Below are 21,437 nucleotides of genomic sequence, written 5' to 3'. Positions count from 1 at the left end.
CATGACTGAAACCACTCCGGCCCTCGAAGGCGCGCGCACGGTGGACACGAAAGCGTTCTGGTTGGACCTACTCGACCGAACCGGCAAGACGTTCGTTCAGACGTTGCTCATCTTCCTCGCAGGCGGGGCGACCATCGCATCTGTCTCCTGGACGACTGCACTGTCCTCGGCCGCACTCGCCGCAATCGTGTCCTTCCTGATCGCACTGTCGACCTCGACGGCACTCACGTCCGGGAACTTCCTCATCGATCTGACAGACCGGGTCGCGCGCACCTTTGTCAGTGCGCTCGTTGGAGCAATCCCGGCAACTGGCACCCTCTCCGATATCAACTGGCGCGACGCGCTTACCCTCGCCGCAACAGCCGCGTTCGTGTCCGTGCTGACGTCGCTGGTCTCGACCAACTTTGGATCCGCCAAAGGTTTACCCTCACTCGCCCCGGTAGCGCCACGAGAGATCACTGTCGGCGAGCACCGCGCCGGGCAGCGATCGGACGACTGACGTGCCGCGCCCTGTTCTCGCAGCGATCGCCGAGCGGTCGCTGCGCACAGGCGCGTACGCGGTGGTTACCGTCTCCGGTCTCGCATCGATCCTTTGGACGCCGCGGACAATTGCCGATGTCCTCGGCGCGGGCACTGCCACCGTGTGGGGAATCTTCCTACTTCTCGGCGGCGCACTCTGCATGTTTGCTTCGATCACGGAGCGGTACCTCATCGAGCACCCTGCAATCTTGCTCGTGGTCGCGGGACTGTGCCTTTACCTCGTCGCCTTGTGGGAGATCACACTCAACGGAGAACTCTCGCGCCTGACCCAAACGGCCGTCATCACTGCTTACGCACTGCATCTTCTCGCCAGGCATGTGCAGTTGCGCAGACTAGCGGGGGCTCTGACACCGAAGGGCGGGTAGATGTTCGGCTTCACCGCCACGGAAATAGCCCTTCTCGTAACAGCTTTCGGCGGCGGTACAACCTTGCAGGCTGCGCTGGCGGCCCTCAAGGCCCGACGTCTGGGCGCCCGATCCCGTGAAGAATCGCAGAACACTGCCGTCGCCGCAGAACTCGTCCGCGTCCGCGAGAGCGAGAACGAAGCCTGGCAGCGCGCCGACGATATGGAAGCGCGCTACGACCGAATGACCGCCAGTCGCAACGCGTGGCGCGAGCGATCACACCAGCAGGACATCTACCACGCCCGCCACTGTCGCACCGAGTCGGACGAATATCCGCCGGCCCCGATCGAATAGCGAGGACGCATGACCCACCCAGAGCCAGAAGCAATTCCGCTGTCAGACCCTCGCGTTGTGCAGCTCGGAAGGTTCCTCCAGGAGGCGCCCGTCTCGAACGGCGGCGTCGCGAAGATCCCCGAGGGGCAATCCGAACTGCTCGCACAAGCGGTCCTCAACTGGCAGGACAACCTCATCTACGACGGCGGTCAGTGGCTGGCTCGCGCGGTCGTGGAGAGCAGTCCCGAGTTCGGCGACGTCGAGATCAAATCGCTCGGCAACGACGAAGCCTTCCGGCTGGTGCACCGACCGACCGGCATCACGGTCATCGAAGAAACACGACGCGGCGCATGGGCGGCGCTGACCACGAAAGTACGGGAGGCTTCCAATGCCAAGTGATCCGATCGAGACACTGACAGCCGACATTGAGATCTACGGCATTCCGCAACAGCCCGGCATGCCGCCGATGACCGAGACGTACCTGCATGTGCGCCGCCGTCAGAACGGCGCAGCAGGCACCGCGGTCCTCGGGCTACCCGCATACGAGGGCGCACCTGGCCCAGCGGGACCGCCTGGCGCCATCCACAAGGGCGATCGGACGCAGTCGCAACTCGAAGGTCTCGCCACCACTCTCGGCGCCGCAGAGGTCAACTGGGCGTATCGCAACGTAGAAACCGACGACCAATGGATCTGGGACGGCGACGGCTTCGTCATCTACGCGAATGCCTACGGAACACCAGGGCTCACCGGCCCCGCTCCCACGATGCACGCCGGCCAACTCACCATCAACGGCACGCCCGTCGACGGCGAGTTCGGCGTCGAGGTCACCGGCACTGACGGCGACTATGCCGTCCACCTGCACCTGCCTGAAATGCCAGAGGGTGAACCGGGCCCGCCTGGCGCTTCGGGTCCAATCTTCACATCGGTCGACGTCGCAGGTCCCGCACCGACGGCCAGCCAAGTCCTCGCATTCAATGCCGCCACCGGCAAGCTCAACTGGTCGACCGTACGCACGCCGATCGAGGAGTACGTCGTACCCCCGTCCGGCTTTCCGAACGTCACCAAGTTGTCCTCTGACGTCCGTCATCAGCTCACCGTCGTCACCATCCCACCGAAGGCGTACCCGTACAGGTTCGACTTCGCGGGCGGCGTCGACTGCGAGGCAAAAGTCGGCCACCAGATCGACCTCGAGATCCGTCTCGGGGACCCCGTTTCCGGTCCACTTCTCGGATACGGCAAGGGGCAGGACGGCGAGGGCTGGCGCGAGGTCGCATTCCGAGCACACTCCGACGTGGCAATCCTCCCCGGCTCGACCGATGGCGTGATCGCTGCGAACACTCAGGCGGTCCTGTATGTCTCGGCGGTCAAAAAGGCCGGAAGCTCGTCGAGCTGGAGTGTCCGTAACAACCTCGCTCAGTTGCGGATTCGGCTGACCGGAGCGGCGTGATGACGTTCTACTACACGCCCACCAATCAGACGAGTGTCTCCGGATCGATCGACGAACAGCTCCAGGAAAACGCACAGACCGGCGCCGAGTACATCCGAAACGGCGGCGAAACAGGTGCCCGTGTCGACGATCTGGGTGAGCTCATTGCGGTTCAAGGCCAGCAGCTCACCAGTCTCGAAGACATCACGCGCACCGGAGTGACGACTCCGACGTACGCGTCTGCTGGTGGTAAGGACATCGTCACGTTCCCGGACACGATGATGCAGACGCTCGAATACAAAGATGACTCAAGCTGGGAAGTTACGAAAATCCCAGCATTCACGCAGGCTTCACTCACCTCGACCGCAACCGTCGACTTCGCATTCCTGCGTGGAGGTCTCGATCGACCTACGCCGCTGGAAGTGGTCCGCATCATCACTGGCAATGACACCGGATTCTTCGGTATCGACGCATGGAAAGTAGGGATCTACGGCTACGACGCACCGAATCTGCGCATGGTGAAGATCTGGGACTCTGGAGACATCAAGGCAATCCTCGCCGATCAGCGTCGGCGGTACCACATCGCAACCGGCATGACGGAGCTGGCGAGGCAAGATCAATTATTCGCAGTCGCAAGCTGGCAATTTGCACCCGGCTTACTGCAGACACCTCGCGGTATCGGATGCATCAATCTCACTGGAATCTCCGAGCAGGCAGGCACTGTCCCCCAGGCCAGGCACGCGACCCTTTCGGGACAAACCGGATTGCCGAACAATGTTCCGCTGTCGTCATTGACCTACGACAAGACTCGCCTCATGTGGGCGGCGATCGGAGCGTCCGCAACATGATGATCGACGGAACACTCTGCGTCACAGCCCAAGAGCTCGGTGAGTTCGCCGCCCCCGCGTTATCTGAGTTCGGTCCAATTGCTCCCCACTTGTGGTTGATCGAACTCGCAACGGGAGCGACGAACGTAGTTCGGTCGTCCGACATCGTCAACTTGCCCGAGGGTTGGGCGCTGCTCATGACCGGACCCGATCCGGACTGGGTCGCCCAGTGGGGCGGCGACTGGCAGCGAGCTTGCGACGAGCAGTTGAATCCAATGCTCGCTCAATCGGTTACATCTCCAGAGGAGGAACAGTGACATTCGACAGTTACTCAACCGTGCGCGTCAACGTCACCGCACTCGTCCTCGACGGGGTGGACCCGGACGACACTCCCGATGACATCGCCATCTCGGCAAGCCTGACGCTGACGCCGATGATCGAGTCGGGGATGGTGCTGCAGTACAACGACAATGGCGTCAAGAAACTCAAGGCGCTGACCGAGATGACGGTCGACATTGGTCCGACGGGCGACATCACGCATCGCAACAAGAGCTACGTCAAGATCGTGGCTGCAGACCCGGTCACCACAAATATCGAACAACTGCAATATCGAGCCCGATTCAACAATGTCCGCATCGGTGCGCAACCGGCGATCATCTCCGACATCTACTTCTGGGCAGTGGCCGGCGACCAGATCAACCTCGCCGATCACGTCGACCTCGGATCGCCGTCAAACTCGGTCATCATCACGCGCGGCGAGCGCGGCTTGTCGGTATCTCCAGAGGTCGAGATCGTGGGCGGTGCACTGATCTTCGAACTCGAGGACGGGACAGACTTCCCGCCCGTCGTCGTTCCCGCGCTCACACAGGCCAGCGAAGACGCCGCGGCTGCCCATGCTGATCGTCTCGCCGCCGATGCAGCAAAGGCCGGTGCGGAGACTGCGGCGACCACTGCCGTCACTGCAAAGGACGACGCCGAGGACGCGCGCGACGTCGCGCTCGCTGCCAAGGCGGACACCGCTGACGATGCACTCGCCACTGCAGCGGATCGAACAGCGACCGAAGATGCTCGAGACATTGCAGTCGCAGCGAAGGGTGAAGCCGAGGTCGACGCAGCTGCTGTCGCGCTCGATCGACTGGCGGTCGGCTCAGCGAAAACCGACACCCTGGCAGCTCGCGACGAGGCATCCGACTTCGCGACGGTCGCAACCACCCAGGCTGATATCGCCACAACGGCAGCGGGTGGCGCCCAGGCCTCGGAGACGGCAGCGCTAACACAGGCTGATCGTGCCGAGGCTCAGGCGATTCGGGCTGAGCAGGCCGCTGACGACATCGCCGAAGGTGTAGTTCCTGACGGCGGCGTCTCGACCGTCAAGCTGCAGGATGGCGCAGTCACCAAAGCGAAGACCTCAGCCGGGGTGCAAGTCTCACTCGACAAAGCGGACACGTCGGTTCAGGAGGGCGACGCGCGGCTGACCAATGCACGAACACCCACCGCGCACGTTCACGCCGAGGCTGACGTCACCGGACTTACTGCGAAGTTGGCGACCAAGGCCGACGTCGACAGCAATGGTTTCCTCGTCCAGTCCCAGATCCCGGCCGTGGCAATTCGGGAGTTCCTCGGTTCGGTCGCAACACAGGCCGCAATGCTCGCGCTCGTGGGACAGAAGGGCGACTGGTGCTCGAGGTCTGACCGCGGTTCGGACTTCCAGATCATCGGCAACGACCCGACACAGTTGTCGAGCTGGCGCGAGAACACGTACCCGGCATCGCCAGTCTCGTCAGTGCACGGTCGCCAAGGGGCTGTCACCACCCAGGCTGTCGACATCACGGACTCCACGACAGTCGGCCGAGGTGTTCTCAAGGCCGCTGATGCAGAGGCCGGACGGACTGCTATCGGAGCGGCCTCGTCAACGGATGCCCGCTTCACCGACACGCGTACGCCGACAGTTGGCACAGTGCCCTACGACATCACATTCGTGGCGCAATCCGGCACTCGTACAGTGGGACTCGGCGACGTACCGGCAGGGATCAAGCTCCGTCGTGCGGTCACATTCTCCGAGGTGACCTTCCACTGCGAGACTGCCGACGCGACAGGCAACCTCGTCGCCGAGATCCGTAAGAATGGCATACAGGTCGCTGGCTCGCCCGCAACGATTGCCGCGGCGAATCAGGTCGCAGGCGGAACCTCATCGGGAGCATTCACCTTTGCTGCAGGTGATGCCCTCACAATCAACGTCACCGGCGTTGGCACGACTCCCGGTAAGGGGCTCATTGCCGAACTCAAAGGGGTGTGCTGATGCCTCACCTATTCGTTCGCGGTGGCAAGCGGGAGATGGAGATCGTAGGCACGGCAACCTGGTCTGGAGCTGCCGCAACCACCTCGATTCTCCCCATCCCAGTGGATGCGCGGCCTGGTGATTACCTGCTGGCATTCCACGCACCGCGGCTTACGGCGGCTGCCACGCCGACCACGCCGACCGGCTGGACGCAGCATCTTCTTCAGACCTTCGGCAACTCTCGCCTGGTCGTGTACGGCAAGGAGATGGTCGAGGGAGACACGGACGCGAGCGTGACACTCAACGCCAATGCTTCCAATATGGTTGCGGCGACAGTCGCGCTCAGACGGGCGAAGAACTCTGCCCCTGTCGATGCGTCTGTAAGCAACACGTCGGCTGTGACCACGTCCGCGACATCGCCGACTGTCACCACCACAGCCGCGAAAGCCCTCGTGTTCCGTGCGATCTGGCTCGTCAACAACAGCACTGCTAACCCACCCAACGCAACATGGTCGGGAAGGTCGAAGCTGGTGGAGGCGACGAACGGGCTCAGCGCAAACTCAGTGTCACTATCCGTTGTCGCCGACTTGCAGGAGATTCCCGGAGCTGCCGGGACGGTGGCGATCGCAATCTCTCCATCCTCCACGAGTGGCGTGTGGACCACCCTTGCGATTGCGCCTCTGTAGCAAAATCCCCCCATCCTCGTCATGAGGATGGGGGGATTTTTTCGTTGCACGCGCAGGTCATAATTCGCGGATTCCGAGCGAACTGTCATTTTATGACCGGCAATGAAACATCCGAGGTTCCGTAAAACGGGGCCGAGCTGGTCTTCCCTTACCCTCCCGACCCCGCGCGACAGACTGTAGGCGAGGGCACCGACAAGCAGGCAGGATCGGGTCAGACCTTGCGCGCCGGCCGCCCGCCATGCCCCGGCCGATCCGCCTGCCATTCGTCGACCGTCTTCTCGGACCATCCTTGGTGTGTCCCGCGCGGGATCGTCCCGTCGTCGTTGATCGGTCCGATCGTCACGTCCGCTTCGGGCAGGTTGTATCCGCTCAGCGTTGGATCTGCCACGCCGATACGTTCAGCGATCTGTCGCTTGGACAGGTAGCGAGCGGTCTTACGCTGCGCCATGTCGACGCCTCGCGTTGTTGATCGACCACGCCCCGATGCCTGCCCAGATTGCCCACATGGCGAGCATCGGCGTGCTGTACGCCGTCACTGTGAGCACTCCCAAGATCACGCCCGAAGCTGCAGTGGCCTGCACGCCGCGATCTGCGATGTATGCGTTCATCATGTTCCCTTTCTCGACTCGAGTAGATCGGTGAGATGATGTGGTGGGGAACCTGCCCGCGACCTTCGGGCAGGTTCCCTCTCACTTAGTCATCGTCCTTGTTGCGATCCTGCCAGGTCTGGATTGCCTGGAGCACGAGACTCGCACCTGCGATGACGAGAGCGACCACATCGGTCCTCATCGAACCTCCTCTCTTGAGTTGTTGCCTTGCCTCTCGGCCTGACAAGAATTAATTTACCGTATCCAACGGGATAAAGCAACCGTTTCGTGCGGGCAATTAAATTTCGATTTCGCTTGTCTTGCAACGTCTTACGGTGATACGATTCCAACACAAGTTAAGAGAGTGGCTCACAGACTCACCGAGCAAGCCGACAGAGCGTCAGACGCGGGCAGATCGTCACGAGGGTAATGACCCGGGATCACGGTAGAAACGAGAGACAGCCACACATCAACCCCCGAGTAGCCCTCGGGGGTTCTCTATTTCAGGCAGCAAAAAGCCCCCACCTCCGAGAGGTGGGGGCTTTCATCGCGCAATGACTGGCGGTCAAGATGTATATCGCGGCACGTCCGACGAGTAGGCCGCAGCGTACCCTCGGCACCAATCCCAAGTCACGTAGGTCCCGTCGCTACTGCCATGGCCAGGGGCGATGGTTTCGCCAGCGAGCAGACGAATCATGTTGCCTATTAAGTCGGCCCAAGAATTTCGGTGATCCTCATTGCAGTCGTCGCAGGCAATGATGAGTCCATCGATTCCCTTTTGCTTGAGCATCGCTTCGAAGAGCGTCAGGTCGGCGAGATCGGCTCGAATGGATTGAACATCTTCCTTACCAAGCGGCATTGTTTCTCAATTCGTAAGTCGGGGCACCGGCCGTTACTGCGGGCATTCGCCGTCAATTGCTGCGTCAAATGCGCGATTCATACTCGCCTGCTCCTCTTCGGACTTTAACTGCCACTCGTCAGATGCGACACTCTCGGCACGGAGTTTCGTCAGGGAATCCTTACGCGCCGCGGCGTCCGCATCAGGGAACTGCTCCATCATCTGCAACAGGTCCCTGCACATCTGAGCCTCACCCGGCAGGTCGCCGCTCACCGGTTCACTGGACAAGGTCGACGGCTCCGCAATATTTGAACGCACGATATCGGATGTGGGAATGGACTGACTCGTGGTTGATGCGACAGCATTGCTCGACGTTTCGGGCGCACTTGTACTCGGCTCATTCGCTGAACATGCAGACAACAACAGGATTGCGGGGGCGACCATCAGCAATAGGGTTCGTTTCATCCTCAGATCAAACCAGAGCGACGAGTAGTAACAGCTACCTCATGCTCTGGTATCCATCGAAAATCGGGACGCTCGGTCCCGGCTTGGTCCCGACGCAGCGGGACTAGCGGACGTAATCCATGCAACCGGTGCAACCCTTGCAAACGCATTGACCTGTGCAAATATCGGCCGCGCATGTGGCTCAACTGGTACTACAAAACCACGCAGATCTTCGAGGGCACCAATCAGATTCAGCGTCTGGTCATCGCGCGCCAATTGGCGGGATAGTCGTCTACGTGAAATGCCCTCCCACGCAGAGTGGGAGGGCATTTTCTATCAAGGCGGTCAGTCGCCGCAGCACCCGCCCGAAGACGGAATCTCGCGAGTTTCACGGGTAATCGCGTTGCGGGCAGCCAGTTCCGAGTAGTCGGGGTAGTCCACGCGAACCAACGAAAGTCCGTGCGCCGGCGCAACGAGGATCGAACTCGACCGCGACGTTTCGTCGAGCAAACCTGCCAACCAGTCGGCGGTGCGGCGTCCCTCACCGACCGAGAGGACTGCCCCGACAAGACTCCGGACCATCGACCAGCAGAACGCATCGGCATTCACGTACGCCGTGAACACCGTGCCCTCCTGCGCCCAGTCGAAGCGTTGCAGCTCCCGCACCGTCGTAGCGCCTTCTCGACGCTTGCAGAATGCCGCGAAGTTGTGCAGGCCCAGAAGCCGATTCGACGCTTCTTGCATCGCTGTGAGATCGAGTGGTTTGGGGTACGACACCGTATCGCGCGCGCGTAGGGGTTCCACTCCGAATGCCGCGTTGGTCACCCGGTACTCGTAGTAGCGTCGCATCGCCGAGAAGCGCGCATCGAAGTCACCCGGAACCACCGAGATCTGTTTGACCCGAACGTCCTTGGGCAGGAAGCGTGCAAGTCTGCGCACGAGTCGCGACGGATCGTCGGGGAGCAACTCGCCCTGGACGTCGACGTGCGCTACCTGCCCCGTGGCGTGAACGCCGGCGTCCGTGCGACCGGCAACAGTCAGCTGAACCGGTTGCCGTAGTACCGTTCCCAACTTGTCTTCGATCTCACCGCACACGGTGCGCAGATCGGTTTGACGGGCCCAGCCCGAGAAGTCGGTGCCGTCGTAGGAGATGTCCAGCCGCAATCGAACGAGCCCGCCGTCCCCGATGGGGGCGGCGGGCTCGTTCGATTCAGCGTGTGCCGAAACCAAGGGAGACTAGTCCTTCTTGGCCTCTTCGGCCTCGGGAGCGTCGGCCGCAGTTGCGGTCTCGTCCTCGATGGCCTCGACGACTGCGTCAGCGTTCTCGACCTCAGCCTCGGTCGCGTCGGCCTCTACGGCCTCGACGACGTTCTCTGCGGCGGGAGCTTCCTGCGAGGACTTGACGCGACGAGCGCGGTCAGCCTCGGAGGTGACGGTCTTTTCCTTGACGAGCTCGATGATTGCCATCGGAGCGTTGTCGCCCTTGCGGGGGATCGTCTTGATGATGCGGGTGTATCCACCGTTACGGTCCGCGTAGAACGGGCCGATCTCGGCGAACAGGGTGTGAACGACATCCTTGTTGCGGATGACCTTCAGCACCTCACGACGGTGAGCCAGCGTGCCGGCCTTCGCGTGCGTGACGAGCTTCTCGGCGTAGGGGCGCAGTGCCTTGGCCTTGGACTCGGTGGTGGTAATGCGACCGTGCTCGAAGAGCGCGGTAGCCAGATTGGCGAAAATCGCCTTCTGGTGGGAAGCCGACCCGCCGAAGCGGGCACCCTTCTTGGGCTTGGGCATGATGATCTCCTAGTAAAGGACCTGAGCTGCTACAGCTGTTCGGTCTCGGCGTAGTCCTCGGTACCTTCGGCATCGCCGAAGGAACCGGCATCAGTGTCACTCCACGTTCCGGTGGCGGCGTCGTAGCCGGCAACGGTGGTGGGATCGAAGGATGCGGGGCTGTCCTTGAGGGACAGGCCGAGCGAATGCAGCTTGACCTTGACCTCGTCGATGGACTTCTGTCCGAAGTTGCGGATGTCGAGCAGATCGGACTCGGTACGGCCGACAAGCTCACCGACGGTGTGAACACCTTCGCGCTTGAGGCAGTTGTAGGAGCGGACCGTGAGGTCCAGATCCTCGATGGGGAGTCCGAAGGAAGCGATGTGATCGGCCTCGGCGGGCGAGGGTCCGATCTCGATTCCTTCTGCTTCGACGTTCAGCTCACGGGCCAGGCCGAAGAGCTCAACCAGGGTCTTGCCCGCCGAAGCGAGCGCGTCCCGTGCGGTGATGGAGTTCTTCGTTTCCACGTCGAGAACGAGCCGATCGAAGTCGGTGCGCTGTTCGACGCGAGTGGCCTCCACCTTGTAGGTGACCTTGAGCACCGGCGAGTAGATCGAGTCGACCGGGATACGGCCGATCTCTGCGCCGGACGCCTTGTTCTGGACGGCGGGGACGTAGCCACGACCGCGCTCGACAACGAGCTCGATCTCCAGCTTTCCCTTGTCGTTCAGGGTGGCGATGTGCAGATCAGGGTTGTTCACGGTGACGCCTGCCGGGGGCACGATGTCGCCTGCAGTAACAGCGCCGGGGCCCTGCTTGCGGACGTACATGGTGACCGGCTCGTCCTCTTCGGAGTTCACGACGAGGCCCTTGAGGTTCAGGATGATGTCGGTGACATCTTCCTTCACTCCCGGGACGGTGGTGAACTCGTGGAGAACGCCGTCGATACGGATGCTGGTGACAGCAGCGCCGGGGATCGACGAGAGCAGCGTGCGGCGCAGCGAATTGCCGAGCGTGTACCCGAAACCTGGCTCCAGGGGCTCGATGACGAACTTCGAGCGGTTATCAGCGATGACCTCTTCGGTCAGCGTGGGTCGCTGAGAAATGAGCATTGGTATTTCCTCCTGTACGGACGTCCACTATTTGACGCCCACGATGGGAAAGGGCCTGCGGCCCTGTGAGTGGTTGAGGAGTCCGGAGACTCCTCAACCACTCACGGGGTGCGAAGCGCCTTACTTCGAGTAGTACTCGACGATGAGCTGTTCCTGCAGAGCGATGTCGATCTGCGCGCGCTCGGGAAGCTGGTGAACCAGGATCCGCAGACGCGAGCCGACAACCTGCAGCCACCCGGGAACCGGGCGATCGCCGACGGTCTCACGCGCAACCTGGAACGGAAGCGTGGAGAGCGACTTCTCCTTGACATCGATGATGTCGTACTGCGAGACGCGGTAGCTCGGGATGTCGACCTTCTTGTTGTTCACGAGAAGGTGACCGTGCGTGACCAGCTGACGTGCCTGACGGCGCGTGCGAGCGAGGCCTGCGCGGTACACGACGTTGTCGAGACGCGACTCGAGGATGCGAAGCAGGTTCTCGCCGGTCTTGCCGGGGCGGTTGTTCGCCTCCTTGTAGTACAGGCGGAACTGCTTCTCCATGACGCCGTAGGTGAAGCGAGCCTTCTGCTTCTCCTGCAGCTGGAGCAGGTACTCGCTCTCCTTGATACGCGCGCGGCCGTGCTGTCCGGGCGGGTACGGGCGACGCTCGAATGCCTGGTCGCCTCCAACGAGGTCGACGCGCAGACGACGCGACTTGCGGGTGATGGGTCCGGTATAACGTGCCATTTTCTTCTACCTATCCTTCCCGCTATACCCGACGCCGCTTGGGCGGACGGCAGCCGTTGTGCGGCTGGGGGGTTACATCGGAAATGGTGCCGACCTCGAGGCCAGCAGCCTGGAGGGAACGGATTGCGGTCTCGCGACCGGATCCCGGTCCCTTGACGAAGACGTCAACCTTCTTGACACCGTGCTCCTGCGCCTTACGGGCAGCGCTCTCAGCAGCAAGCTGAGCGGCGAAGGGAGTCGACTTACGCGAACCCTTGAAGCCGACGTGTCCCGAAGACGCCCAGGAAATAACATTTCCGGCGGGGTCCGTGATGGACACGATGGTGTTGTTGAAGGTGCTCTTGATGTGAGCGGCGCCGTGCGGGATGTTCTTCTTATCCCTGCGACGCGTCTTCTGGGTCTTCTTCGGACCGGTGCTACGTGACTTCGGGGGCATTACTTCGCCTTCTTCTTGCCGGCAATGGTGCGCTTCGGACCCTTACGGGTACGGGCGTTGGTCTTGGTGCGCTGACCACGCACGGGCAGACCACGACGGTGGCGCAGGCCCTGGTAGCAGCCGATCTCGATCTTGCGACGGATGTCGGCTTGAACCTCGCGGCGAAGGTCACCCTCGACCTTGAGCGACTCCTCGATGTACTCGCGGAGCTTTGCCAGGTCCTCGTCCGAGAGGTCCTTGCTCCGGAGATCCGGGCTGACGCCGGTGGCGTCAAGGATTTCCTTGGAGCGGGTACGGCCGATGCCGTAGATGTATGTCAGTGCGATCTCCATGCGCTTTTCGCGAGGAAGATCAACACCAGAGAGACGTGCCATGGTGGCATTTCCTTATCGGTGTGCGGAGGTCTGCTCCCAGCCCTTCCCCTGTGCCTCTTGCCGAGTACCGACGCCCGAAGGCGCAGATGATCTCATCAACTAACTCAGTGGGGCCCCGGCCTCCGTGCCGGGGGTGAACCATTGTCCGACCTTGGCGATCGGTGAACGATCGCGTGGGGTCTCGTCAACAATGGCTGGTACTGGGAGGTCTTCTTTGCTTGTTGCCAAGCAGATCTTCGAAAAGCTAGATCTAGCCCTGACGCTGCTTGTGACGCAGGTTCTCGCAGATCACCATGACTCGACCGTTACGGCGAATCACTTTGCACTTCTCGCAGATCTTCTTGACGCTCGGCTGAACCTTCACGTCTTCTGATCTCCTGTTTTGTCGCAGCCCGCCGCGATGAACCGCGGCAGACATACTTCTCCCTGACCCAGGTCAGGTCCGGGAAGTTCGTTACTTGTAGCGGTAAACGATGCGTCCGCGCGACAAATCGTAGGGCGAGAGCTCCACGACAACGCGATCTTCCGGGAGGATGCGAATGTAGTGCTGACGCATCTTTCCGCTGATGTGGGCGAGGACCTTGTGGCCATTCTCGAGCTCAATGCGGAACATCGCATTGGGCAGCGGCTCGACTACTCGTCCTTCGACCTCGATGGCCCCGTCTTTCTTAGCCATATCCTCCGCGATCCGTTTGGTTTGGCATGCTTCGTGCATCGGCTTCCGTTACATTGGCACGCAATGGAAAGATCGTCGGCACTTCGGGGGCCCGATCCCGGAGCGATCCGGGCGTAAGCACACGAACTATCGACGCGCATAGCGCACCGCCTAGCCATGTTACGCGATGTAAACGACCAGGCCAAATGCGCCTCCGGTCAGGGTGACGACGCACACCGCTCCCCCATCGAAAAAGTCCCAGCCTCGACATGAGGCTGGGACTTCTCGAACGTGAATCATGCTCGCTGCCAACACTTGTCAGCGACGGCGTCAACTACTCCGGCCGGAGTGTCAGAATCCGCGGACCGTCCTCGGTCACAGCGACAGTGTGTTCCCAGTGCGCCGCCCGGGACCCGTCGGTCGTCACAACGGTCCAGTCATCGTCGAGAATCACCGTGTCGGTGGTGCCGAGCGTGAGCATCGGCTCGATCGCGAGGCACGATCCGACAACCAGTTCAGGACCCTTACCCGGGGCACCTTCATTGGCGAGGAACGGATCCATGTGCATTTCCCGACCGATTCCGTGTCCACCGTATCCGTCGACGATGCCGTAGGAACGACCGTGCAACTTCTCGGCGGCATGAGTACCGACCTCGATCGCGTGCGAAACATCCGTCAGACGGTTACCGGCGATCATCGCCGCGATCCCGGCTTCCATCGAAAGCCGAGTAGCTTCGCTGAGTTCCTGATCGGCGACGCTGATCTCACCGACACCGAACGTCCAGGCAGAGTCACCGTGCCAACCGTCGAGGATCGCGCCACAGTCGATGGAAACGAGGTCGCCTTCAGCCAGGATGTCCTGGGCTGAGGGGATCCCGTGAACGACGCGATCGTTGACCGAAGAGCAGATCGAACCGGTGAAGCCGTGGTACCCGAGGAACGAGGGCACGGCGCCGGCGTCACGAATGACCGATTCTGCGACCGCGTTCAATTCCAAAGTGCTGACACCGGGCTTTGCCGCAGCGCGCACCGCCACCAGGGCCGAACCCACGATCGCACCGGCAGCAGCCATCGCGTCGAGTTCGCCCGCGGAGCGGAACGGAACAACCTTGCGTTTACGCCCGAAGACCATTACTTACCCAACGCTGCCAGTGCGCGTGCGTTGACTTCTTCGACCTCGCCGATCGCGTCGACGGAGACGATGCTGTCCTTGTAGTAATCGAACAGCGGTGACGTCTCGTCGCGGTAGACCCGGAGTCGGTTGCGAATGACGTCCTCGGTGTCGTCTGCACGACCGCGGGCGAGCATGCGCTCGACCACGATGTCCTCGTCGACGACAAAAGAGAGAACACCGTCGAGCTTGGTGTCGAGATCCTTCAAGATTCCCTCGAGTGCCTGAGCCTGTTCGACCGAGCGCGGAAATCCGTCGAGAAGGAAACCGTTTGCTGCGTCCGGCTCTGCGACGCGAGCCTTCACCATGTCGTTGGTGATCGAACTCGGTACGAGTTCGCCGGCGTCGATGTACTTCTTTGCTTCCACACCGAGAGCGGTGGCCTGACCGATGTTCGCGCGGAAGAGATCACCCGTGGAGATATGGGGAACGCCGAACTTCTCGGACAAGATAGCGGCCTGGGTGCCCTTGCCGGCACCGGGAGGACCAAGGAGGACAAGTCTCACTTGAGGAACCCTTCATAGTTACGCTGCATTAGCTGACTCTCGATCTGCTTCACGGTGTCCAGGCCGACGCTGACCATGATCAGCACCGCGGTGCCACCGAACGGCAGGTTCTGCGCGCCGCCGCCATTCCCGATGTCGAGGAACAGGTTGGGCAGAACAGCAATGGTGCCGAGGTAAATCGCACCCGGAAGGGTGATGCGACTCAGCACGTAGTTGAGGTAGTCCGCGGTCGGCTGACCTGGTCGGATACCGGGGATGAAGCCGCCGAACTTCTTCATCTCGTCGGCGCGCTCTTCGGGATTGAAGGTGATGGCGACGTAGAAGTACGTGAAGAAGACGATCAGGCCGAAGTAGATCGCGATGTACACCGGGTTGGCCGGGTTCACCAGGTAGGTGTTGATGAGGCGCTGCCACCAACTCGGGTCGACCGCTTTACTGGCCGAAGTCAGCTGTGCGATCAAGTTCGGGAGGTACAGCAGTGAAGACGCGAAGATCACCGGGATGACGCCGGCCTGGTTCACCTTCAGAGGCAGGTACGTCGAGGATCCGCCGTACATCTTGCGTCCGACCATCCGCTTTGCGTACTGAACCGGGATCCGGCGCTGACCCTGCTCGACGAAGACGACACCGGCGATGATCAACAGCGCTGCGAGGCAGACGAAGGCGAAGACCAGTGGACCGCGGCTGTCGAGAATCGACTTGCCCTCGCTCGGGATACGCGATGCGATACCGGCGAAGATGAGGAGCGACATACCGTTACCCACGCCACGTTCGGTGATGACCTCGCCGAACCACATGACCATGGCAGCACCGGCAGTCATGACCAGCACGATGATGGCAAGACCGAAGATCGACTTGTCGGCGATGATGTCGTCACAGCCCTGGAGCAACTGTCCGCGTGCCGCAAGAGCGACGATGCCGGTCGACTGCAGGATTGCCAGAGCGATGGACAGGTAACGCGTGTACTGCGTCATCTTGGCCTGACCGGACTGGCCTTCTTTTCGAAGTTCCTCGAACTTCGGGATCACCACGGTCAGCAGCTGCACGATGATGCTTGCCGTGATGTACGGCATGATGCCGATCGCAAAGATCGACATCTGCAGCAGAGCGCCACCGGAGAACAGGTTGATCAGCGAGTAGATACCTGCTGAGTCACCGGAGTTGGCGATATCGATGCACTGACGCACGCGGCCGTAGTCGACACCTGGGGACGGAATGAGAGCGCCGACCCGATACAGAGCCACCAAGCCGAGGGTGAAGAGGATCTTCCGCCTCAGGTCTGGGGTCCTGAGGGCCGAGACGAAGGCGGAAAGCAAAGATCCTCCTGGCACGACGGTAGGGAGACAGATCGTTTGACCTGTCGAACTTTTGAACTCTAACAGTGAGCATTTGGGAACTAAGCGGGCAGACCACGAAAACCGGGTAAGCCGAAGATACATTTGCCACTCGGTGACCAGAATACTGGCCCATCCGAGGCATGCACGACCAATCTGTGACAAGACCTGGTAGACGCCGATGGCCGCAGCGCAGCAAACGCTGCGCTGCGGCCATCGGACTAGCTACGCGTGATTACTCACAGCTCGGTGGCGGAACCACCGGCAGCAGCAATCTTTTCCTTGGCGGAACCGGTGAACTTGTCGACGGTCACCTGAACGGCAACTGTCAGTTCGCCGTCGCCCAGAACCTTGACGAGCTGGTTCTTGCGGACTGCGCCCTTGGCAACGAGATCCTCGACCGTGATTGCTCCACCTTCGGGGAACAGACGGGCGATGTCGCCGACATTGACGACCTGGTACTCGGTGCGGAACGGGTTCGTGAAGCCCTTGAGCTTGGGCAGACGCATGTGAAGCGGCATCTGTCCACCCTCGAAGCCCACGCGCACAGTGTTACGTGCCTTGGTGCCCTTGGTACCGCGACCTGCGGTCTTACCACGCTTGCCGCCCTCACCGCGTCCAACACGAATCTTGTTGGACTTGGATCCCGGAGCGGGGCGCAGGTGGTGCAGTTTGATGGTCATGGTTAGACCTCCTCAACTGTTACGAGGTGGCGCACCACGTTGATCAGACCGCGGTTCTGTGCGTTGTCCTCACGAACAACGGTCTGACGGATGCCCTTGAGACCGAGCGTGCGCAGAGAATCCTTCTGGTTCTGCTTGGTCCCGATGATGCTCTTGATCTGAGTGACCTTGAGATCTGCCATTACTTCACACTCCCAGCAGCCTGTGCGCGAGCGCGAAGCATGCCGGCGGGTGCAACCTCTTCGAGGGTGAGGCCGCGGCGAGCCGCAACTTCCTCGGGACGCTGCAGACCCTTGAGCGCAGCAACGGTCGCATGCACGACGTTGATGGCGTTGTCGCTACCGAGCGACTTCGACAGGATGTCCGCGATACCAGCGCACTCCAGCACGGCGCGCACAGCGCCACCGGCGATAACACCGGTACCGGGGCTTGCCGGGCGAAGCATGACGATGCCGGCAGCAGCCTCACCCTGAACGGGGTGAGTGATGGTGTTGGCGATCATCGGGACGCGGAAGAAGCTCTTGCGAGCCTCCTCGACACCCTTCTGGATGGCCGCGGGAACTTCCTTGGCCTTTCCGTAGCCGACGCCGACCAGTCCGTTGCCGTCTCCGACGATCACCAGAGCGGTGAAGCTGAAGCGACGACCACCCTTGACGACCTTGGAAACGCGGTTGATCGTGACAACGCGCTCGATGAACTGTGACTTCTCCGCAGCGTTTCCGCCACGGCCACCGTCGCGACGGTCACGGCCGCCACCACGGTTGTCCCCACGAGCGTTGCTGTTGTCACCGCTGTTGGGGCCATTCTGTCCGGCGGGTCCGCTTCCGCCGTCACGCCTTTGACGTCCCGGCATCAGGCTGTCCTTCCGTTGAAAATGTTGGTCATCAGAACTTCAACCCGCCTTCGCGAGCCGCGTCTGCCAGGGCCGCGATGCGACCGTGGTAGCCGTGTCCGCCGTGGTCGAAGACAACTGCTTCCACGCCGGCAGCCTTGGCGCGCTCGGCGATCAGCTGACCGACCTTCGCGCTCGCAGCCTTCTTGTCGCCTTCTGCCACGCGCACGTCTGCTTCGATGGTCGACGCGGAGGCCAGGGTGTGGCCGGCCAGGTCGTCCACGAGCTGGACGTGGATGTGGCGCGAGGACCGGTTGACGACCAAGCGGGGACGCTCGGGCGTGCCGGAGACCTTCTTGCGGAGACGGAAGTGACGACGCGTCTTCGAGAGACGACGCTTGGTGGACGCATCCTTGCCCAGCGGAATCCGCTTGGCTTTCTGGTTTGCAGTCTGGCTCATATCACTTACCCGTCTTTCCGACCTTGCGGCGGATCTGCTCACCCTCGTAACGCACGCCCTTACCCTTGTACGGGTCCGGACGACGGAGACGACGGATGTTGGCCGAGATCTGCCCGACCTTCTGCTTGTCGATGCCGGACACCGAGAACCGGGTGGGCGACTCGACGACGAAGGTGATGCCTTCAGGAGCCTCGATCGGCACCGGGTGGCTGAAGCCGAGCGCGAACTCGAGGTCCTTGCCCTTCAGTGCCACACGGTAACCAACACCGTGGATCTCCATCTTCTTCGTGTAACCCTCGGTGACACCGGTGATGATGTTCGCAACCAGGGTCCGCGACAGACCGTGCAGCGCGCGGCTACGACGCTCGTCGTCGGGGCGCGTGACGCTCAGCGAGCCGTCCTCTGCCTTTTCGATTGCGATGGGCTCGGAGATGGTCAGCGCGAGGGTGCCCTTGGGCCCCTTGACGGTGACATCCTGGCCGCTGATCGTGACGTCAACGCCCGCGGGGACGGTGACCGGAATCTTTCCAATACGCGACATTGTGGTGGCCTCCCTTACCAGACGTAGGCGAGGACTTCCCCGCCTACTCCTTGATTGGCCGCCTGGCGATCGGTGAGCAGACCGGACGACGTGGAGATGATGGCCACGCCGAGGCCTCCGAGGACCTTGGGCAGGTTGGTGGACTTCGCGTAAACCCGGAGACCGGGCTTGGAAACGCGACGCACGCCGGCGAGGCTACGCTCGCGGCTGGGACCGTACTTCAGATCGACGATGAGGGTCTTGCCGACCTCTGCGTCTTCGGTACGGAAATCGGAGATGTAGCCCTCGCGCTTGAGGATCTCGGCGATGTTCGCCTTGATCTTCGAGTGGGGAAGCTTCACCTCATCGTGGTACGCCGTGTTGGCGTTGCGCAGACGCGTCAAGAAGTCTGCGATGGGGTCAGTCATGGTCATAGGTCGACCTCGACACCTTTCTCGCTGTGGTTCCCATGCAACACCGGACGAATCCGATCGTGGGCCTCCAGCAATTCGGCTGGGCCGTCCGACTTGTGTCAGACGGCGTAAGTTACCGCACCGAGCTGAACGCATGCGTCAGCCACGGCAACCGCTCTAGTGTAGGGAACTTTGGCGCAGGTGTCCACCGGGATGCCACGTCGGCTCCCCCACCGCCACCCGAAGGTCGCTGATCGGGAAGGTATCGACGCACCCCGAAATCTGAACTGCTCGTTCGTCACCGAAGAACGACATCGACGAACGATGATCGCTTTCAACCAGAGTCGCAGCGCGACAGTTCTTTTCAGGATCGGCGCGATACACAACTCGATGGAAACCACGAATGGACGTGGGTTCCAAAGGAACCCACGTCCATTCACATGCGTGGTGTGACGAAGCCCGAGGGCCTCAGATCACCAAGAGCTCTTGCGAACTCCGGGAAGCTCGCCGGCGTGAGCCATCTCGCGAACGCAGATACGGCACAAGCCGAACTTGCGGAACACCGAGTGCGGGCGACCGCACCGCTGGCAGCGGGTGTAGGCGCGAACCGCGAACTTGGGCTTCTTGTTGGCCTTGTTGACCAATGCCTTCTTAGCCATGCGCTCAGTTCTCCTTGAACGGGAAGCCGAGGTGCTTGAGCAGTGCACGGCCTTCTTCGTTGTTGGTTGCGGTGGTCACGACGGTGATGTCCATACCGCGGGGGCGATCGATCTTGTCCACGTCGATCTCGTGGAACATCGACTGCTCGTTGAGGCCGAACGTGTAGTTGCCGTTGCCGTCGAACTGGTTGCCCGAGAGACCGCGGAAGTCGCGGATACGGGGCAGAGCGACAGACACGAGGCGGTCCAGGAACTCCCACATGCGGTCACCACGGAGGGTGACGCGTGCGCCGATGGGCATACCTTCGCGGAGCTTGAACTGCGCGATGGACTTACGTGCCTTGCGGATCTCGGGCTTCTGGCCCGTGATCAGCGACAGGTCATGGACAGCGCCGTTGATCAGCTTGGCGTCACGGGCAGCGTCGCCGACGCCCATGTTGACGACAACCTTGACCACGCCGGGGATCTGCATGACGTTCGAGTAGTCGAACTCGCTGTTGAGCGCGTCCTTGATCTCAGCGCGGTAGCGTGCCTTGAGGCGCGGCTGGACCTTGTTTTCGGTGGAGGTCATGTCAGATGTCCTTCCCGTTCTTCCGGGAAATCCGAACGCGCTTGCCGGACTCTTCGTCGGTGCGGTAGCCCACGCGGGTGGGGTTTCCGTCCGAGTCGACGACTGCAACGTTGGAAACGTGGATCGGGGCTTCCTGCGTGACGATGCCGCCGGAGGATGCTCCGCGCTCGTTCGCGGAAACCGCGGTGTGCTTCTTGATTCGGTTCACGCCTTCGACGAGGACCTTGTCGGTCGCGGGGTAGGCCTGAATGACCTTGCCCTTCGCGCCCTTGTCCTTGCCGGCGATGACCAGAACGGTGTCACCCTTGTGCACCTTCATCACAGCACCTCCGGGGCAAGCGAAACGATCTTCATGAACTTCTTCTCGCGCAGCTCACGGCCGACGGGTCCGAAGATGCGGGTTCCACGGGGATCACTGTCAGCCTTGATGAGCACTGCAGCGTTCTCGTCGAACTTGATGTAGGAACCGTCCGGACGACGGCGCTCCTTGGTCGTGCGAACGATGACGGCCTTGACGACCTCACCCTTCTTGATGTTTCCACCGGGGATTGCGTCCTTGACGGTGGCGACGATGACGTCACCGATCCCGGCGTAGCGACGTGACGAACCGCCGAGAACGCGGATGCAAAGGATTTCCTTGGCACCCGTGTTATCAGCGACGCGAACTCGCGACTCCTGCTGAATCACTTGATCTCCCTAGACCTGGAATTTCGTGCGCAACGGATTACCGACCCGGTGCGCGCGGTCATTGTTGCCACCTGCGTCGTGTCTGAGCTGCAGTCCCACCGACTGACGTCGGGAGACGATCACTGCAAGCACCGTTCGAGCTGCGCACGTGAAGACACACCTCTGCCACAGGCAACCGTTCTATTGTAGGGAAGGGTTCACCGAATACCAAATCAGCCGTAC

Annotated in this window: 34 protein-coding genes; 9 read left to right on the top strand and 25 right to left on the bottom strand. The window is 61.6% G+C overall.

The annotated features are described in order from the left end of the window. Position 1 precedes the first annotated feature (1 nt). From ABX74_RS07645 to ABX74_RS07605, 9 genes are read left to right on the top strand one after another with little or no spacing between them, the layout of a single operon-like run. On the top strand, positions 2 to 499 hold the full coding sequence (locus ABX74_RS07645; RefSeq protein WP_047888608.1) for a holin: 498 nt from the start codon (positions 2 to 4) through the stop codon (positions 497 to 499). A 1-nt stretch (position 500) separates the two neighbouring features. Then, complete coding sequence (locus tag ABX74_RS07640; RefSeq protein ID WP_047888534.1) at positions 501 to 905, top strand: hypothetical protein; 405 nt, start codon at positions 501 to 503, stop codon at positions 903 to 905. Then, on the top strand, positions 906 to 1,238 hold the full coding sequence (locus ABX74_RS07635) for a hypothetical protein (RefSeq protein WP_047888533.1): 333 nt from the start codon (positions 906 to 908) through the stop codon (positions 1,236 to 1,238). Positions 1,239 to 1,247: 9 nt separating this feature from the next. Next, a complete protein-coding gene (locus ABX74_RS07630) occupies positions 1,248 to 1,616 on the top strand; it encodes a hypothetical protein (RefSeq protein WP_047888532.1) in 369 nt (122 codons plus the stop codon). Continuing rightward, positions 1,606 to 2,664 (top strand): hypothetical protein, encoded by a 1,059-nt coding sequence (locus ABX74_RS07625; protein WP_047888531.1) that lies wholly within the window; start codon positions 1,606 to 1,608, stop codon positions 2,662 to 2,664. Before ABX74_RS07630 ends, ABX74_RS07625 begins: the two co-directional genes overlap by 11 nt. Then, on the top strand, positions 2,664 to 3,491 hold the full coding sequence (locus ABX74_RS07620) for a hypothetical protein (protein WP_047888530.1): 828 nt from the start codon (positions 2,664 to 2,666) through the stop codon (positions 3,489 to 3,491). The genes ABX74_RS07625 and ABX74_RS07620 overlap by 1 nt, the downstream gene beginning before the upstream one ends. Continuing rightward, a complete protein-coding gene (locus ABX74_RS07615; RefSeq protein ID WP_144419559.1) occupies positions 3,488 to 3,787 on the top strand; it encodes a hypothetical protein in 300 nt (99 codons plus the stop codon). The genes ABX74_RS07620 and ABX74_RS07615 overlap by 4 nt, the downstream gene beginning before the upstream one ends. After that, on the top strand, positions 3,784 to 5,769 hold the full coding sequence (locus tag ABX74_RS29655; RefSeq protein ID WP_053061988.1) for a hypothetical protein: 1,986 nt from the start codon (positions 3,784 to 3,786) through the stop codon (positions 5,767 to 5,769). Before ABX74_RS07615 ends, ABX74_RS29655 begins: the two co-directional genes overlap by 4 nt. After that, entirely contained in the window at positions 5,769 to 6,434 is a 666-nt protein-coding gene (locus ABX74_RS07605) for a hypothetical protein (protein ID WP_144419558.1), read from the top strand. Before ABX74_RS29655 ends, ABX74_RS07605 begins: the two co-directional genes overlap by 1 nt. A 211-nt stretch (positions 6,435 to 6,645) precedes the next feature. Here ABX74_RS07605 and ABX74_RS07600 read toward each other — a convergent pair whose 3' ends face one another. From ABX74_RS07600 to rplN, 25 genes are all read right to left on the bottom strand, one after another. Continuing rightward, a complete protein-coding gene (locus ABX74_RS07600; RefSeq protein ID WP_047888527.1) occupies positions 6,646 to 6,882 on the bottom strand; it encodes a hypothetical protein in 237 nt (78 codons plus the stop codon). Next, entirely contained in the window at positions 6,869 to 7,045 is a 177-nt protein-coding gene (locus ABX74_RS30320) for a hypothetical protein (RefSeq protein WP_189637312.1), read from the bottom strand. The genes ABX74_RS07600 and ABX74_RS30320 overlap by 14 nt, the downstream gene beginning before the upstream one ends. A 541-nt stretch (positions 7,046 to 7,586) precedes the next feature. Then, positions 7,587 to 7,880: a DUF5319 family protein gene (locus ABX74_RS07595; protein WP_053061987.1), complete on the bottom strand. Its 294-nt coding sequence runs from the start codon at positions 7,878 to 7,880 to the stop codon at positions 7,587 to 7,589. Positions 7,881 to 7,913: 33 nt separating this feature from the next. Next, positions 7,914 to 8,303 carry a hypothetical protein gene (locus tag ABX74_RS30155; protein ID WP_144419557.1) on the bottom strand — a complete coding sequence of 130 codons (390 nt, stop codon included), beginning with the start codon at positions 8,301 to 8,303 and terminating at the stop codon, positions 7,914 to 7,916. Positions 8,304 to 8,648: 345 nt separating this feature from the next. After that, on the bottom strand, positions 8,649 to 9,533 hold the full coding sequence (truA, locus tag ABX74_RS07585) for a tRNA pseudouridine(38-40) synthase TruA (RefSeq protein ID WP_047888525.1): 885 nt from the start codon (positions 9,531 to 9,533) through the stop codon (positions 8,649 to 8,651). Positions 9,534 to 9,539: 6 nt separating this feature from the next. Continuing rightward, positions 9,540 to 10,097: a 50S ribosomal protein L17 gene (rplQ, locus tag ABX74_RS07580; RefSeq protein ID WP_020906897.1), complete on the bottom strand. Its 558-nt coding sequence runs from the start codon at positions 10,095 to 10,097 to the stop codon at positions 9,540 to 9,542. 29 nt (positions 10,098 to 10,126) lie between these two features. Further along, on the bottom strand, positions 10,127 to 11,188 hold the full coding sequence (locus ABX74_RS07575; RefSeq protein WP_003941016.1) for a DNA-directed RNA polymerase subunit alpha: 1,062 nt from the start codon (positions 11,186 to 11,188) through the stop codon (positions 10,127 to 10,129). Between the two features lie 120 nt (positions 11,189 to 11,308). Then, entirely contained in the window at positions 11,309 to 11,914 is a 606-nt protein-coding gene (gene rpsD, locus ABX74_RS07570) for a 30S ribosomal protein S4 (RefSeq protein WP_003940769.1), read from the bottom strand. 22 nt (positions 11,915 to 11,936) lie between these two features. Then, entirely contained in the window at positions 11,937 to 12,350 is a 414-nt protein-coding gene (gene rpsK / locus ABX74_RS07565) for a 30S ribosomal protein S11 (protein ID WP_003940683.1), read from the bottom strand. Beyond that, a complete protein-coding gene (gene rpsM, locus ABX74_RS07560) occupies positions 12,350 to 12,724 on the bottom strand; it encodes a 30S ribosomal protein S13 (protein ID WP_003940834.1) in 375 nt (124 codons plus the stop codon). The genes rpsK and rpsM overlap by 1 nt, the downstream gene beginning before the upstream one ends. Before the next feature lie 250 nt (positions 12,725 to 12,974). Continuing rightward, positions 12,975 to 13,088, bottom strand: coding sequence for a 50S ribosomal protein L36 (gene rpmJ, locus ABX74_RS29860; protein WP_003938068.1), 114 nt, complete (start codon positions 13,086 to 13,088; stop codon positions 12,975 to 12,977). Between the two features lie 90 nt (positions 13,089 to 13,178). Continuing rightward, a complete protein-coding gene (infA, locus tag ABX74_RS07550; RefSeq protein WP_003418601.1) occupies positions 13,179 to 13,400 on the bottom strand; it encodes a translation initiation factor IF-1 in 222 nt (73 codons plus the stop codon). Positions 13,401 to 13,713: 313 nt separating this feature from the next. Further along, the gene (map, locus tag ABX74_RS07545; protein WP_003940806.1) at positions 13,714 to 14,511 is read right to left on the bottom strand and encodes a type I methionyl aminopeptidase; all 798 of its coding nucleotides are present in this window, start codon (positions 14,509 to 14,511) and stop codon (positions 13,714 to 13,716) included. Next, positions 14,511 to 15,056: an adenylate kinase gene (locus tag ABX74_RS07540; RefSeq protein WP_003940868.1), complete on the bottom strand. Its 546-nt coding sequence runs from the start codon at positions 15,054 to 15,056 to the stop codon at positions 14,511 to 14,513. The genes map and ABX74_RS07540 overlap by 1 nt, the downstream gene beginning before the upstream one ends. Continuing rightward, a complete protein-coding gene (secY, locus tag ABX74_RS07535) occupies positions 15,053 to 16,372 on the bottom strand; it encodes a preprotein translocase subunit SecY (RefSeq protein ID WP_047888605.1) in 1,320 nt (439 codons plus the stop codon). Before secY ends, ABX74_RS07540 begins: the two co-directional genes overlap by 4 nt. A 257-nt stretch (positions 16,373 to 16,629) precedes the next feature. Continuing rightward, positions 16,630 to 17,073, bottom strand: coding sequence for a 50S ribosomal protein L15 (gene rplO, locus ABX74_RS07530; protein ID WP_019747555.1), 444 nt, complete (start codon positions 17,071 to 17,073; stop codon positions 16,630 to 16,632). A gap of 2 nt (positions 17,074 to 17,075) precedes the next feature. After that, positions 17,076 to 17,255 (bottom strand): 50S ribosomal protein L30, encoded by a 180-nt coding sequence (gene rpmD / locus ABX74_RS07525; RefSeq protein ID WP_003940751.1) that lies wholly within the window; start codon positions 17,253 to 17,255, stop codon positions 17,076 to 17,078. Then, positions 17,255 to 17,926, bottom strand: coding sequence for a 30S ribosomal protein S5 (gene rpsE / locus ABX74_RS07520; protein WP_003940718.1), 672 nt, complete (start codon positions 17,924 to 17,926; stop codon positions 17,255 to 17,257). The genes rpmD and rpsE overlap by 1 nt, the downstream gene beginning before the upstream one ends. A gap of 31 nt (positions 17,927 to 17,957) precedes the next feature. Further along, the gene (gene rplR / locus ABX74_RS07515; RefSeq protein ID WP_003940996.1) at positions 17,958 to 18,365 is read right to left on the bottom strand and encodes a 50S ribosomal protein L18; all 408 of its coding nucleotides are present in this window, start codon (positions 18,363 to 18,365) and stop codon (positions 17,958 to 17,960) included. Position 18,366: 1 nt separating this feature from the next. Continuing rightward, complete coding sequence (gene rplF / locus ABX74_RS07510; protein WP_003940970.1) at positions 18,367 to 18,906, bottom strand: 50S ribosomal protein L6; 540 nt, start codon at positions 18,904 to 18,906, stop codon at positions 18,367 to 18,369. A gap of 14 nt (positions 18,907 to 18,920) precedes the next feature. Then, on the bottom strand, positions 18,921 to 19,319 hold the full coding sequence (gene rpsH / locus ABX74_RS07505) for a 30S ribosomal protein S8 (RefSeq protein ID WP_003940873.1): 399 nt from the start codon (positions 19,317 to 19,319) through the stop codon (positions 18,921 to 18,923). A 452-nt stretch (positions 19,320 to 19,771) separates the two neighbouring features. Then, positions 19,772 to 19,957 carry a type Z 30S ribosomal protein S14 gene (locus tag ABX74_RS07495; protein WP_003940698.1) on the bottom strand — a complete coding sequence of 62 codons (186 nt, stop codon included), beginning with the start codon at positions 19,955 to 19,957 and terminating at the stop codon, positions 19,772 to 19,774. 4 nt (positions 19,958 to 19,961) lie between these two features. After that, the gene (gene rplE, locus ABX74_RS07490) at positions 19,962 to 20,528 is read right to left on the bottom strand and encodes a 50S ribosomal protein L5 (protein ID WP_003940924.1); all 567 of its coding nucleotides are present in this window, start codon (positions 20,526 to 20,528) and stop codon (positions 19,962 to 19,964) included. A 1-nt stretch (position 20,529) separates the two neighbouring features. Next, positions 20,530 to 20,847, bottom strand: coding sequence for a 50S ribosomal protein L24 (gene rplX, locus ABX74_RS07485; RefSeq protein WP_003941019.1), 318 nt, complete (start codon positions 20,845 to 20,847; stop codon positions 20,530 to 20,532). Further along, positions 20,847 to 21,215 carry a 50S ribosomal protein L14 gene (gene rplN, locus ABX74_RS07480; RefSeq protein ID WP_003940951.1) on the bottom strand — a complete coding sequence of 123 codons (369 nt, stop codon included), beginning with the start codon at positions 21,213 to 21,215 and terminating at the stop codon, positions 20,847 to 20,849. The genes rplX and rplN overlap by 1 nt, the downstream gene beginning before the upstream one ends. Between the last annotated feature and the right edge of the window lie 222 nt (positions 21,216 to 21,437).

The organism is Rhodococcus sp. ARP2, from assembly GCF_001029585.1.
Classification (GTDB): domain Bacteria; phylum Actinomycetota; class Actinomycetes; order Mycobacteriales; family Mycobacteriaceae; genus Rhodococcus_F; species Rhodococcus_F erythropolis.
Note: the sequence above shows the minus strand (reverse complement) of the source record. Positions and strands in the feature narration are given on the sequence as shown.